Raw genomic sequence first — 14,824 nt, forward strand, 5'->3', positions numbered from 1 at the left:
ACTCGATCACCATCATGCTGATTAGCTCAACCAGATTGGCTCAACCGGCTTGGCACTCAACTTGATCGGTGCAAACGGTTGGTTAACCCAATCAAGGTTCCAGCAAGGGGACAAAATTCAGCACAACGATTACGGTAAACAAGCGGGGCATTGATCCCGTCAGTATTTTTGAGCTTACCCGCAATTGGTTTCATGCCTGCCCAGTGGTATCACGGTCAACCCCTCGATCAGCGCACCATTACTCTGGATGTCACAGATCCGGGGTTGATATTTGGGGCCACAACCTTCACAACCTTGCGCATTTACGATCGCGATCTCCACGGGCCCATGACCCAATGGCTGGCCCACCGCGATCGGCTCTACAACACTCGCAGTCAGTTGGGCCTGCCCCAGCCGGATTGGGAACAGGTGGAACAGGGAGCAACCCTGTTGGCGGCTGAATATCCGGTGGTGCGGGTCACTCTTTTTTCCGATGGGCGGGAGTGGATTGTGGGGCGAGAATTGCCCTCCAATTTGGCCCAAAAACAAACACAGGGCATTGTGGCTTGGGTGGCCCAGGCAGCCCACTACCGCCGTTCGATCGCCGTTCACAAAACGGGCAATTATCTTCCCTGTTGGCTGGCATTGCAAACGGCCCAGCGACAGTTTTTGGGCCCCGAACCGGCCTCCGAAGCCATTTTGGTTGATGAGGATGGGCGCTGGCTGGAAACCAGCACGGGCAATCTTTGGGGATTTCGGGATGGGCGTTGGTGGACTCCGCCCCTGGGGGATTGCTTACCGGGCATTGCTCGATCGCACCTGATTCGCCAGCTCCAACGTCACGGGCAACTGATCGGCGTTGACCAGCCCTGGACTGCCGATTGGGTGGAAGGATTCGAGGCGATCGCCTATTCCAACAGCGTGGTGGAGGTGGTTCCTTTCCATGCGGTGCTAGATGGCCACCGGGTACATCGATTGGCGATCGAACCGGTGGCCGAACTCCAGGCTCTCTACCAATAGGGCGATCAAGCGGTTCGCGCAGGATCCGTTGGTTCAGAATCCATTGAGCATTGCTCGGCCGAGCAGCTTAGGCACTAGTTAGGCACTGCTTAGGCGCTGGTCGGGAATTTAGGCGTTAGGCATTGGCCGTGATCAGCACCTCACCCCGCAGCATTCGCCGCGCCGCATCCAGGAGGGCTTCTTCCAGGTAGGGCTTGGTGAAGTAACCCTTTGCGCCCAAGTCAACGGCCATTTTCCGGTGCTTGTCGGCTCCCCGAGAGGTGAGCATGGCCACAGGCAGTTCACAGAGGGTTTCTTCCGTCTGCAATCGCTGCAAGAGCTGCAAGCCGTCCATGCGGGGCATTTCAATATCACAGAACACCAAGTCGCAGGGCAAGCCCGATCGCAGTTTTTCCCAGGCCTCTTGACCGTCGCGGGCCTGCTCCACCTGATAACCCGCTTTCTGGAAGGTCATCTTCAGCAGCTCGCGCACCGTGATCGAGTCGTCCACAATTAACACCATCGGATCCTTTTGCTCCGTCGGTGGCTCCACGATGTGGATGTTGTCGGATTCCCAACGGCCGCTGACGGTATCGCGTCGGATGCGACCCTTCGCCAGGTCAATTAGCTCCAGCACATCGGCGATCGGCATGACGCGCCCATCACCCAGCACCGTCATCCCGGCAATGCCCAGGGGCTTGGGCACGGGGCCTTCCGGTTGCTTAATTACGATTTCTTGCTCGCCCAGCACCCGATCGACCTCGATCGCAATGAACTCACCGGCACTGCGCAACACCACGATCGCCAAGGAGTCATCCTCCTGGTTGCCGCCGTAGATGTTGCCGCGACTCAGGTGGCGGTTGTATTTCAGCAGCTCAGTGAGGGGATGCAACGTCAAGATCCGATCGCGCCAGGCAATGCAGCGGCGGCCTTCCTTATCGGTCTGCACATCCTCCGGGTGAATATCGGGCGGCGTATCTTCCACCCCATCCATCGGAAACGCGATCGTGGCGTGATCGCTCAAGCACCGCAGCGCCTTACAAATACTCAGGTTCAGGGGCAACCGGATGGTGAAGGTCGTTCCCCGTCCCAGTTCTGAATCAATGCTGATGCTGCCGCGCAATTCCTGAATTTTGCGCATCACCACATCCATGCCCACGCCGCGCCCGCCAAACTCATCGGCCTGGTCTTTGGTGCTGAAGCCCGGCAGAAACAGCATTTCATAGATTTCTTGGCGCACCATATTGCGAGCCTGGTTGGGGTCAATCAAGCCCTTCTCGATCGCCTTTTGTTTCACCCGCTCCGTATTAATCCCCGCCCCATCATCGGACAGGGAAATCACCGTTTGGTTCCCTTGATAAAACGCCCGAATGGTGAGCTTGCCGGTGGGGGGTTTGCCTGCCGCCACCCGCGCTTCAGGCGTTTCAATGCCATGCACCAGGGCGTTATTGATCATGTGGGTAATTGGACTCGATAGCTCCTGGGATAGGAACTCATCGATCGCCGTTTCTTTGCCCTCAATGATCAGATCCACGTCCTTGCCACAGCGCTCAGACACCGATCGCACTGCCCGGGGCAACCGTTCCACCGTACGCGCAAAGGTCACCATGCGCGACTTATTCAAGTTCTCTTGAATCTGGGTGGTGATTTGCCGCAGGTTCCGCACCAGTTGATCGGTTTGTTCCACCACGAAGTCAATGTCGGAGGCAGACTCCCGCACCCGCACAATCAACTCAATGATTTCTTGAGATTGGGTGTGGAAGGGGGTGAAGCGATCCAGCTCCAGTTCTCCCAAGCCCATCCGGCCGCCGTGGGTGTCAGACTCACCGCTGTGATGGGTGTCGGAATGTCCGCCGCCACTGCCGCCGCGCCGCCCCGACAGCAGGGACATTTCCAGGAGCGATCGCTCGTAAAAGTCCTGCATTCGTTGCCCCACATCCCCCAACTGCTGCACCCGTTGGGTCAGATTTTCCAAGGACTGGCGCAGGCGCTCTTGGCCCTGTTCCATGCTGTTGCGGTTCACCACCATTTCCCCAACCAGGTTGTTGAGGTTGTCCAAGTTCCGCACCGGCACTTTGATGATTTGCTCGGCCCGTAAATTGCGGTTGGCGGCCGCTTCCATTTCGCGCTGACCGTTCGCCACGGGAGTTGGGGCCGATCGAGCTGGAGACACCGCAGGGCTGGGGCCGGTCGCTGGGGCAGCCTTGGCCGGGGTCTCGAGTATCTCCACCAAAGCGTCAAAGTCTAGATCGAGGCCACCGGTACTGCCAGCGGGCGCGGGGGTTGTGGCTGGGGCCGCCGCATCGCCAAATAGATCCTCAAAGCGATCAGGGCTGTTGGTGGCGGCCGTCGTTGACAGATTCAGATTCTTCAGCAGATTATCCAGCTCATCGGCATCGCTGGCCGCTTGGCTCGCCGGAGCCGGTGCAGCGGAACCCTCTAGGGCATTGAGCAGGTCATCGAGGGTGCTGTCACCGGCCGGCGCAGATCCCGGCTCCTGATTCAGCAGTTGATCCAGATCGCCCAAATCACCCAAACCGCTGAGGCCGTCCATCATCGGCTCACTGGTGGGGGGCGCACCCAAGAGCGCATCCAAATCTTCCAAGTCCGAACCGGCCAGCGGATCAACCGCATCAACGGGTAATCCTAGGTCACCCAAATTACCAAAATCACCCAAAGTCCCCAAGTCTCCTAAGCCACTCAAGTCGTTTAGATCACCCAGGCCCCCGAAGTCAAAGTCATCGGCGAGATCGGCACTGGCTGCCTCCTGTGGCTCACTAAGATCCAAGGGGCTGCTCCAGTCGGCCGTTCCCATCAAGAAGTCAGGGGCTTCGCCATCAGCGGTGGCTTCCAGGCTGGTCGCTTCCCCAAAGTCCAAATCGTCCAAGGCTGCCCAATCATCATCCAGCGCAGGAGCAGGGGCCGACGCGGCAGCGGGGGCCAACAGGGCATCCAAATCCGAGAGAATGGGCGGCTCCGTGAAGTTTTCCGGAGTCCAGAGGGCGGCTGCATCATCGTTGGCCCCTGCGAGATCTGCTTCGGCCTCGGCCAGGTCTAGATCTTCTTCTAGACCGCTCAGATCGGTCGTTCGCCGATCGGAGAACAGATCTTCCAGACCTTCGGAACTGAGGGTGGAGCGATCGATCCGAATGGCTTTGGCCCCATTCACGTCGTAACTGAGGTCAGCCGCCTCATAGACCGGCTCGGCCGGCTCCGCAGAAAGCGGATCGTCCAGCAGGGTATCGATATCTTGGATAAAGTTCTCAGCGGTTGAGGTTTCCGCATCCGGCAACATCACATCGGGCGACTCCACCAACAGATCCGCGAAGGGATCCACCTCCTCCAAGGGATTGGCATTCAAGATGCCATCCAAGTCGAACTGATCAAGGGCGGGTAAGTCGTCTAGGGACGGATCCACCAGGGCCGGCATGGCGGTGGTCGGCGCGAGATCCTCATCGGTCAGATCAACGGCGCTGAAGTCGCTCAGATTATTGAAATCATCGGTCAGGTCAACAGCGCTGAAGTCACTCAGATTATTGAAATCGTTGAAGTCCAAATCAGGGGCGGAGTCTGACCAATTATCGTCCAGGTCGATCGCGGCCAAGTCAGGCAACTCCCCTGGCGACATATCCCCGAGATCCAACCCATCCCCCCAATGATCTGCGGTTGCTTCCGGGGCCGCGGCGGCCGCCACATCTAGATCAGCTAGATCAGCCAGGCCCGCATTGCCAAAGTCTAGGTCTGCATGGGCCAGATCTACGTTGGCCAAATCTGCGGCCCAAGCATCCAGATCAGCCATGTCATCGATCGCCCCAGTCTCTGGTAACGGATCGAGGGTCAGCTCTGGAGGCGCAATCTCACCCGTCAGGCCATCAATCAGATCCAACCCCAGGTCTGAGCCGAAATTGCCATCAAGATCATCCAGATTCCCCAGCGCCGGATCAATCACCGTCGTCAAATCCGGGTCATCATCTCCCAACTTTTGGAGTTCATTGGGGATCGGTTCGATCGCCGTGGGATTGCTGATCAGCTCCGTGGAGAAGGTCAGGTCGCCGCTGGGCACCACCCGCAGATCGGTGGGTTCCTCTTCCGCATCCAAGCCCAGATCGAACAGGTCATCCGAGGCAATCGGGTTGACTTCTGTGGCCGTTTCCACCGCGTCCAGCAGCGCATCCAGATCATCATCACCAATGAGATCGATCGCCCCTGAGCCTTGACCCGCATTCACCAGCAGTCCATTGCCACTCGATGGCTCATCCCCAAAGGACAACAGGTCATCGATGGACTCTAAGCCCATATCCGCCACCGAATCGGTGGTATCCATCTCATCCAGCAGATCGTAGCCCAGTGCATCCAGAGAACTGGTCAAGGCATCAGCATCCGCTGACGATTCCTCATGGGTAAAGATTAGATCTGACAGGTCATAGTCCGCGGCCTGATTTAGGGGTAACCCAGCCCCTGACTCCGAACTTTGCCCCGGCAGATCAGCCTCCAAATCCTGGGAGCTTTGGCGAAACAAGTCCGCCAACACGTCCAATTCAGCCACGCCCACTTCCGGCCCCGTGCCCGGTTCTGCCCTTGGCCGTTCCACCCGACTGGTTTGGGTGGGTGATGGAGTGGGGCTTAAATCCAGCTCATCCATCCGGGTTACGACGGTGTTGCTGGTTTCTGTAAACCAATCTTGCTCAAACTCATCGCCCTGGCTGTGGGTGATGTCGGTAATTTCGGGCGCTAATTCGTCGTTGAGTAAGTCGTCGAAGTCAAATAGATCTACATCTAGGCTGCTGGGGCTGGGGGCAACCGGCTGGGGAACCAAGGCCCGTAACTCACTGCCCAAGCAGATCTCCTGGCTGCGATCGTCCAGAACCAGATCTTGAGCCTGCTTCAGGTCGCGAATAATGGTGGGCGCTAGGGTTTTGTAGGAGTTGGTGGGGCAACCGATCGCCTGGCTGGCCGCATCCAGTAGCTCCACCCAGCCGGTAATGCGGCTGCTTTTGCCCAAGTCAGACAAGCGCTGACACATCCATTGGAGCTGCGCGCGTTGCTGAGGACTGTCCCCTTGGCGAAACAGATCCAACATTTCCCGCAACAGTTGGGGCACCTGTTGCTGAAAAACCTGATGGGTGCGATCGGCCGCCCAAGCATCCTCACTTTGGGATGAGAGGGTACGATGCAGCACGCTGGGCATGTCCACTTCATGGACGGCGAGGCCCAAACGTTCTGCCAGGGCGTTAAACGCTGGCTCCGAATCCTGTAGCACGCGGTTGCCCACTTCGGTGGTGAGGCCGAAGGGGCCCTGGAGATGGTCGAGCAGTTCCACCAGGGTGTCAAAGGCTCGCAAAAACAGGCTTTCCAACTCCCGATCGATATGGATCGGATGTTCTTTCAGGACTTTGAAAAAGTCTTCAATCCGGTGGGCGGCCTGTTGGATGCTCTCGAATTCCAACATCCCCGCGCCCCCCTTGATCGAGTGGGCCGCCCGAAAGACCTCATCCATCAGCTCCGGGTCTTCGATCGTCCCCTGCAAGTTCATGAGGCCTTGCTCGATGGTTGTGAGGTAGTCCTTGGCTTCCTCAATGAAATAACCGACGATGCGTTGCTGTTGATCTTGCATGGAACATAGCCTCCGAAGCGTTTGCCCGCATGATCAAGGGCACTGCCAGCCAACTCGATGCGGATTTGGGGCGAATCAAAAGATGGATCGACAAAGGGTTGCTGGCGACTCAAACTCGCTCACGGGGCGAGCCGCTGAACCTTCCAAGCCGTGACAATGACTTCAGAATTCAGCATGGAATCTCCAGCTTGGAATCTACTGTACTCGATCCATTTCAGATCAGCTTCCATGGATACATCTTGAACCGTCTGATCCACTTGGGTTTGATTCGTTCAAATTAGACTTGTTCAATATGGGACTGACCCAAATTGGGCTGATCCAAATCTGCCCAAATCTGATTGATCCAAACCCCCGAAGGTGAGGACTCAAGACAACCCAGGAAACGGCAGCATTCAACAGATTTTGAGCCGCGATTGGGCGATGAGCCACTGAGCAATTCGCAATTGACCACGATCGCCCCTGATGCCCCCGCTCATGGTGAGTCAGAATCACTCAGGGCTACTGATTGCTGCTGTCAACACGGAAACGCTCCACGGAGGAGAGCAGATCGCCCGCCACTCGCACCAGAATTTGCAGGGACTCGGACACCCGCTGCGATTCTTGGGAGGTGTCTTGGGCGGTCTTTTCGACCGATCGCACCACTTGAGCCACGGAGCGGGAGGTGTCCGTTTGCTCCACGGTGTCCGCCGTAATCGATCGCACCAGCACATCAATCCGGTTCGACACTTGGATGATGTCATCGAGTGCGCGCTTGGCTTGTTCCGCCAGCTTGGTTCCTTCCAACACCTGTTGTGTACCGTCTTCCATCGCTCGCATCACCAAGTTGGTTTCACTTTGGATTTGCATCACGATCTTTTCAATTTCCTTGGAAGCCTTGGCGGCGCGATCGGCCAACTGTCGCACTTCATCCGCCACGATTGCAAAGCCCTTGCCCGCTTCGCCAGCCCTGGCCGCTTCGATACTGGCGTTGAGGGCGAGCAGGTTGGTACGGGAGGCGATCGTGGCAATCAAGGCCACAATCTTGGAAATTTCTTGGGTGGATTCCGCCAGTCGCTTCACCTTGCGGGCGGTTTCCGCCACCGTTTCCCGAATTTGCAAAATCCCGGCCACGGTGCGTTCCACCGCTTCGCCTCCCTTCAAAGCGGTCGCGGAGGCGGAACGAGCCACTTCCTCGGCTTCGCGGGCACTTTCGGCCACCCGCTGAATCGAGTCGGTCATCACCTGCACAGAATTGAGGGTCACGGCCAACTCTTCCGCCTGCCGCAGTGCATCGGAGGAGAGCGATCGGGCAAAAGACTCGTTTTCCGAGGAGCGCTTGTTCACCTGCAAAGCGGCCGTTTTCACCTGCTGCACAATTTCTCGCAGGTTTTGAATGGTCAGGTTGAACGAGTCGGCCACTGCGCCCAGCACGTCGGCGGTCACTTCCGCCTGTACGGTTAGGTCGCCTCGGGCAGCCCCTTCCACGTCGTCCAGCAGCCGAATCACTTGCCGCTGGAGGTCTTCGCGAGCCTGCTCCTGTTCTTGGGCTTTGCGCTGGGCCTCGCCCATGGTGCTCAAAATCACCCGGGTCATTTGGTTAAAGGAGTTGGCCAGTTCCCCAAACTCGTCATCCCCAAAAACCCGAGCTGTGGCATGGAGACTGCCTTGGCAAACGGAATCCAACTGGGCTTGCAAATCGCCCGTGGCCCGCTCCACATGCTGGGCAGTGCGACGGCCCAGGAACAGGGCCACCCCGCCTCCGGTGGCTCCCGCCAACAGGGAGGAAACCAGGCCGATGGTGCGAATGTCGCCCATCAGTTGCGGGCTGATGCCCCGATCGCGCACATGGGTCATGGTTAAGTGCGTGGTGCCCGCCACGGCCAGGAATGACACAATCCCAGCCATCACCGCCGTGACGGTTTGCTTGGTGGTCAGGCGGGCATTGTCGAAGGAAGCCAGCCAACCATCTTCGGATGGGGTGACCGGTTCGGCGGCGCGGCTTTCGGGCTGGTCAAAGCTCAGCAGTTCTTCGTTGTTGGAACTGGTGGCGATGTTGAAAACCTCGTTGTCTCCCCCAACAAAGTTAGAGAGAGGTTCTCCCATCACGCCCAAGGAGGGTTCCCCAAGGGAAAATTCGTCGCCACCGTCCGATCGCGGCACGAATTCCGAGGAGGTGTTGGTCAAGCTGAAGTCCGGTAGGCTGCCGAGGTCGTCGAATTCATCGAAGTCATCCATGAAGTCGCTGGCGGCGGCGGCTCCGTCATCCGCGATCGCGGACAGGGCCCCGGAGGCCGGATCATCCACCGATCGAGCAGGGCTGGTGAAAGCCATGCCCGGGGCCCCGTTGATCATGTCGAGGGGGAACGCATCATCATCGGACTCCGGCTCCATGACCGGCGGCTCATTGAAGATGCCAAAATCGCCAGCCTCGTTGTCTTCTGGCTCGATCGCCCCCAAGGCTGGCTCCGGCTGTGCGTCCCAGGAGCCGCCCCCAAAGGCTGTGGCACTCAAGTCTTCAGGGTTGAACTCGTTGAACTCATCCGGGTTGAACTCTGCCCCGTTGAAGTTCCCACTGCCAAATTCCGCCAAGTCTTGGGCTGTGGCTCCCTGAAGGGTGCTGGGCCCCGCCATCATGAACAGGGTTTCTTCCACCTCATCATCGATCGGGAAAGATCCCTCGATCGGGGCCGCAAAAGGCAACTCGATTCTGGCCGCTGGCTCCTTAACCGCTGGTTCTTGCGTGCCGGCTGGCGGCGGCATGAAGAGGGTGCGATCGTCGTCGGCACTGTCCCCCACAAACACGCCAAAGGGTTCATCAAAAGCATTCGCGCCCGCCAGCGGCCCGGCCGGAGCCGGAGCCGCTGGCTCTGAGAAATCGCCAAAGCCGTCCCCAAACGTCTCGGAGCCAAAGGGATTTTCGGCCCCTGCGGCAACCTCAGCGCCACCAAAATCAGTGCCACCAAAATCAAAATCAGCCTCAGCGGCCAGGGGTTGACTCGCTAGCCCATCCGCGTCAAACACGCCAAATCCAAAATCTTCAGGGGCAGATGATTCAGAGCCTGCCGGTGCTGCCCAGTCTTCTGCAAAGGCCGCCGCGGCCGGATCGGCCGGGGTTTCGAGGTCAAAGCCCTCAAAGTCACCGAAGCCATCGGTCGCCAAGTCATTGGTCTCCGTCGAATCGGCAAAATTAGGTGGCTCAAAGCTGGCTTCAAAGGGCGCTGCGGGAGACGCTGCCCCAAAGTCACCTCCAAGATCACCAAAATCTTCAATGGGATCAGCATCCAAGTCCCCAAACACCGGAGCTGCAGAGGTGGACGCGGCAAAGTCTTCTGAGCCAGCCGCTCCAAAGCCCACCGCCTCATCAAAGCCGGCCGATTCGCCGAAGTCGAGGTCAGCCAACGCGGCTCCAAATTGATCTGCGCCAAATTGACCTGCGCCAAACTGATCGCCATCGGCCGTGTCGCCGGGCAAATCGCTCGCGAAGTCATCGGCTCCAAAGGCTGATGCGGCCAGGGGATCCGCTCCACTGGTTGCCCCAAAATCAGCTTGATCTAAGTCGAAAGACTGATCACCAAAATCCATGCTGGCCCCAAAAGCATCATCGCTGGTGGGCGATGCCGATGCCGCAAAGGGATCCGCCTCGAAGCGATCGGGCAGCCCCAAATCTGGTGCTGGTGAGGGTGTGGATTCTTCGCTTCCCCCAAAGGGATCGATCAGGAAGGGATCCGCTGCCGGATCTGAGGGGATGGCTGGTTCCGGAGACCCCAAGGCGGCGAAGGGATCATCGCTCCCTCCTAGGTCAGCACCTAGGGCGATCGCCCCGGGGTCGGCTCCCAAGTCCATTCCCGAGTCCGTGCCAAAGTCAAAGTTATCAAAACTGTTGAGGTCATTGGGATCACTGCCCGGGGATCCATCCCCGAGATCCAGCGCGCCCAAATTGCCTAAATCGGCGCTCTCAAAATCCGCATCTTCAAAGTTGACACTACCGAAGTCTGCACTGCCAAAGTCCGCGCTACCAAGCTCGCCGCTCTCTAGGTCAGCATTGGCAAAGTCCGCGTCACTTTCCAGGTCGCCCAGGGCTTCGGCCATGGTGCTGTTGCCGGCCAGTAGTCCCGTTTCCGTGCCCTGGGGGTCACTCATCAATTCATCAAAATTGAAGTCCCCATCATCAATCAACGGTTGATCGGCTAGATGGGTGTTGCCACCGTTGGTAGTGGTTTCCTGATCGCCAAAGTCGAATTGGTCAAAGTTGGGAGTTTCGTCATAACCATTACCGGCGCTCAGGGCCTGGCTGGTGGCGGCTAACCCTGAATGGGCGTATTCCACAAAGGTGGGGTCGCTGGTCAGGCTGAGCACGGACTGGTATTCCACCTGGGCCGTGTCGTATTGGTTTAGGCCATAGCAGTAGATGTGGCCTCGGAGTAAGCGAACGCTGGGATCATCGGGATAGGCCTGGGCAAGCCGATCGATCGCGGCGGCAGCTTCGGGGTAATTACCGCTGGTGTAGGCATCATTGGCCCGCTGGTAATCCTGGTTGTAATCCGTGCTGGATGCCATTGACCTTCTCCGGGACGATCGAACTCTGGCGCGTTTAGAAAATTGCGGCTGGGGGCGCGTGGGGCCGCTTGTAACAATTGGGCAAACAATTGGGCAAGTCAGGTACGAGCATAGCCGCCCATCGTACTTCGATGCTACTCCTATCCTGCGGATTGACCCAGGCGATTAGACCGCAAAATGGCCACATGATCCAGTAATTGCAGAATTCGATTGTTACTCAATCGCCACTCTCCGCGCAAAAATTCCCCGATCGGATCATTCACGCTACTCAAGGCTTCCACATTGTCCGGCTTGAGCCAATACATACCCGCCACCCGGGCCACCGCCAAGCCAAGCATCATATCCCCTTCCTCGATCGCAATCACCGGCACCTCCGCCCGATCGGTATTCAGCGGGATGGTTTCCCCCAAAAACTGCCCCAGATCCACCACCCAAATCACCTGCCCCCGAATATTCAAGGTTCCTAACAACAGGGGAGACACGTTCGGCACAGGCGTGATCCGATCGGGAGAGGGTTCACTCACCTCGCGGATAATGACCGCTGGCAACGCCAATTCCCGTCCCGAGGGTAGGTAAAACCGCAGGTGCATCTCACCTTCAGGATTTTCTAGCTCCTGAAGTTCCGGCGACTGATCATCCACACCTCCGCCGGCCAAAAAATCTGGACTTCCGACCACAGCGCTTTCCTCTGGCTCCGTAACAGACTGAAGGGCAACTGCTACCCCACAATTACGTTACGCCATGCATTCGCGATCGCACCCGATCTTTCAGGCAGTCATCACCCCGCTGGGGGCAAAGAGCCAGATTTTGATCTAGCCAAACTGCGCAATTGCCGTTGAATCACCGTTCAATTGTTGCTAATTTCGCGAAACCACACCCATCCTGCCAGATTGGCGCAAGTTTCCTCAATTAGAAGCCAATTTTCTCAACTCCAGATCACCAGATTCAGATCACTGGACTCAGATCACCAAACTTAGATCGCCGAACTCAGATCACCAGATTCCAACCTTTACCAATCAGCCGCGCAATAATTGCTTCACTGTTCCCACCAACTCTTGAGGCTGAAAGGGCTTAGCAATATAGGCATCTGCGCCTTGTCTCAGGCCCCAGTAGCGATCGAACTCTTCCCCTTTTGAGGAACACATCACCACTGGCACATCCTGCGTTGTGGGATCCGACTTCAAGCGACGACAAACTTCGTAGCCATTCATGCGGGGCATCACAATATCCAAAACGACCAGATCTGGACGCTGCTTTTGCAAACTTTCTAGCGCCTCAACACCATCGGATGCCATGTTGACGGTCAGCCCACTGCCCTGCAAGAGCTCGCCGATCATCTCTCGCTGGGCGACGCTGTCTTCGACAACTAACACTACACTCATGGCTATCTTTCTCGTTTCACTCTGCCTGCCAAGGGGGTCAATCGGGGCGCATGGGGTTCATGACGCAGCGGTGGCTCGTCACCCAAACTCTTGCATTACCGGTCATCGGAACGGGCAATGATTTATCCCAGACGCGATCGGTGCTGCTCTTACTTGAACCATCCTGATCCTGCCAGCTTTAGGGTTCCCAAATCCCTGGCAGCCAACGGACATGGCTACCGGTGAATTGAGGCACGCGAGAATTTAACGACTAGGAGATAGGGAGTGGGTGCGAACCAGCAATCAGGTTATTACCGGCGATCAATGGCCTGGGGGCAATTGCTCTGTTTTCGGCAGGATTGCCGTTGACAAGATCGGCTAATAGAGCTGTGGTGCTGGCCTATGGGCGGGCATAAACCTCACCCATGTCAAGCAATCACGGCTGGTGTTGACTAAGAACACTCAGACCCTGGCAAAATGCCGCTATGCAAGTGCGATGGCTGGCAATGATTATAGCGTCGTGATGGGCGGGCCACGTCTTTTTGCGGGTGGTTGTCACCCACGGAAATCGCAGACCTGCGCCTGAATGCTAGCAGGAACTGACAGCTCGCGCACCCGATTCTTGAGCCGAGTTGGGGCTAACCCGGTTGCGCAAGCGTAAACGATGGTTGGGTTGTTTTTCAACTTTTCTGGCCATCTTTGGGCAATCTTTAGGCAACGCGCTGGCCATTTGACATCCCGTTGGGGCTGGGCGATCGCCCGTTTGGGTTTCTCCGCGAAAGGCCCTAGACCGGTGCTAATTTGAGTCCAATTGGGCACTTTTGCTATGGTACGGGAAGAGATTCCGCCGTAGACAGCGCTAGATCGCTTATTTCCTCCTCAGGGGCTGGTTCTAAGCGACCAGAGCCGATATATCGCTCAATTAAGGCTTTTAATTCCTGGCGCTTGAAGGGCTTGGTTAGGTAGTCGGTTGCGCCGGCCAAGCGGGCTTGGGTGCGATCGAGAAACCCCTCCCGCCCCGTGATCATGATGATGGGCACATGCCGAAACAATCGAGTTTGTCGCAACATGGCGCATAGCTCATAGCCATCCAAATGGGGCATGGCAATATCGCAGAGGATCAAATCTGGCCGCAGCTCAAACACCTGGCTAATCGCTTCTAGGGCACTGAGAAAGCCCACCACGTCATAGCCCAACAACTGCAACCCCTGCTCGATCGCGCGGCAAACGGCGGGGCTGTCTTCAATGCAAACAATTCTCGGTGCTCGCGGGTTGGGATCCTGAACGGTCATGACCTGATGCCAGCGCGATCGGGCGGCCGAATGCTCCAAGGGCGGCTCGATCAGTTGCACCAACCCCTCCTGGATGTAGGGATAAAGCGCCTGGGCCACGGCCAGGAGCGGCCGCTGGCGATAGCGAGCAATTTGGCGCAGGGTAATTGACCCGGTGGCCCACTCGCTAAAGGTTTGGAGGGTTTGGGCCGGCAGCACTTCTCGCAATCGCTGAACATCCGTCAACACGGGGCACAAATCCGGCGACTGCACGTAGGGATAGAGTTGTTTCCAGTCCTGCAATTCCTGGGCCACTTGGGAAATCAGCGGGCTAACGGCCAAGCTGGTTAAGTGGGGCGCGATCGCCTCGCCCATATTGAAAATGAACCGCCCCTCATGCACCGTCAGCAAATCAAACAGGGCCTCATGCACCATTGCTTGGAGGATGTTGCGGCCCTGCACCGGCTCCAGTTGATGGGTTTCCAGCAATGCCCAAAGATATCCATATTCCGGCTCGCTGATGGAAGCCATTTTGGAAACTGACAGCTCATCAATGGCGGCTTCCAAGGCATAGCGATGGAGATAGTCCCGAAGGCGGGTTGTGCCCCCTTCCCCGGAGGTGCAGTAAACGATCGCCCCTTGGCGAAAGAAGACGAACCAACTGCGGCGATCGCCCGGGTGAGCGCCTTCCACTTCTAAATACAGTTCACCCGTGCGCTGGCCTAACTCAATCAGGTGCAGGAGGCTGCGGATATCAATCTCGCTGAGCTGTCCTTGCATAGGGCTGTCCTGGCACGGGGATAGGGGGGAGTGGGGTTGCCCAGTCCTGGCTCCATGCTATCGCGATCGATCAATCCCGAATGGCTCGATCGCAACTTTTTCAAGCTCAATTTTTAAATACATTTTGTCTAATACATTTTGTATAGTAGGGCGGTTGCCCAAGCAACCCGGCGCATCTACTCCAGCAGCGATTCAATTCAGCAGCGATTCAACCCCGAGCTAGTTTTGAATCTCAACAACTCCAGCCAACCCACCCTAAGCAACCGCAGGGAGCTGGCAGAACT

At 57.5% G+C, this 14,824-nt stretch carries 6 protein-coding genes; 1 reads left to right on the plus strand and 5 read right to left on the minus strand.

Annotation, left to right across the window (positions count from 1 at the left end; genetic code table 11):
- Positions 1-192 precede the first annotated feature (192 nt).
- The gene (locus tag H6G53_RS16545; protein ID WP_190534825.1) at positions 193-999 is read left to right on the plus strand and encodes an aminotransferase class IV; all 807 of its coding nucleotides are present in this window, start codon (positions 193-195) and stop codon (positions 997-999) included.
- Positions 1,000-1,114: 115 nt separating this feature from the next.
- Here the strand turns inward: H6G53_RS16545 and H6G53_RS16550 are convergent, their stop codons facing one another.
- The 5 genes from H6G53_RS16550 to H6G53_RS16570 all read right to left on the minus strand — a co-directional run bounded on the left by H6G53_RS16550 (position 1,115) and on the right by H6G53_RS16570 (position 14,540).
- Positions 1,115-6,592, minus strand: coding sequence for a response regulator (locus H6G53_RS16550; RefSeq protein WP_190534828.1), 5,478 nt, complete (start codon positions 6,590-6,592; stop codon positions 1,115-1,117).
- A 498-nt stretch (positions 6,593-7,090) separates the two neighbouring features.
- The gene (locus H6G53_RS19105; RefSeq protein WP_190534831.1) at positions 7,091-11,128 is read right to left on the minus strand and encodes a methyl-accepting chemotaxis protein; all 4,038 of its coding nucleotides are present in this window, start codon (positions 11,126-11,128) and stop codon (positions 7,091-7,093) included.
- Positions 11,129-11,268: 140 nt separating this feature from the next.
- Positions 11,269-11,805, minus strand: a complete 537-nt coding sequence (locus H6G53_RS16560) for a chemotaxis protein CheW (RefSeq protein ID WP_099531795.1) — start codon at positions 11,803-11,805, stop codon at positions 11,269-11,271.
- Positions 11,806-12,144: 339 nt separating this feature from the next.
- Positions 12,145-12,510 carry a response regulator transcription factor gene (locus H6G53_RS16565; RefSeq protein ID WP_099531794.1) on the minus strand — a complete coding sequence of 122 codons (366 nt, stop codon included), beginning with the start codon at positions 12,508-12,510 and terminating at the stop codon, positions 12,145-12,147.
- A gap of 803 nt (positions 12,511-13,313) precedes the next feature.
- Positions 13,314-14,540: a response regulator gene (locus H6G53_RS16570; RefSeq protein WP_190534834.1), complete on the minus strand. Its 1,227-nt coding sequence runs from the start codon at positions 14,538-14,540 to the stop codon at positions 13,314-13,316.
- Positions 14,541-14,824 lie beyond the last annotated feature (284 nt).

It is taken from the genome of Limnothrix sp. FACHB-406 (genome assembly GCF_014698235.1).
GTDB lineage: Bacteria > Cyanobacteriota > Cyanobacteriia > CACIAM-69d > CACIAM-69d > CACIAM-69d.

Bases quoted from the DNA above. Each gene is read 5' to 3' on its own strand.
- H6G53_RS19105 (WP_190534831.1), bottom strand. From the start codon at position 11,128: ATGGCATCCAGCACGGATTACAACCAGGATTACCAGCGGGCCAATGAT.
- H6G53_RS16570 (WP_190534834.1), bottom strand. From the start codon at position 14,540: ATGCAAGGACAGCTCAGCGAGATTGATATCCGCAGCCTCCTGCACCTG.
- H6G53_RS16545 (WP_190534825.1), top strand. From the start codon at position 193: ATGCCTGCCCAGTGGTATCACGGTCAACCCCTCGATCAGCGCACCATT.
- H6G53_RS16565 (WP_099531794.1), bottom strand. From the start codon at position 12,510: ATGAGTGTAGTGTTAGTTGTCGAAGACAGCGTCGCCCAGCGAGAGATG.
- H6G53_RS16550 (WP_190534828.1), bottom strand. From the start codon at position 6,592: ATGCAAGATCAACAGCAACGCATCGTCGGTTATTTCATTGAGGAAGCC.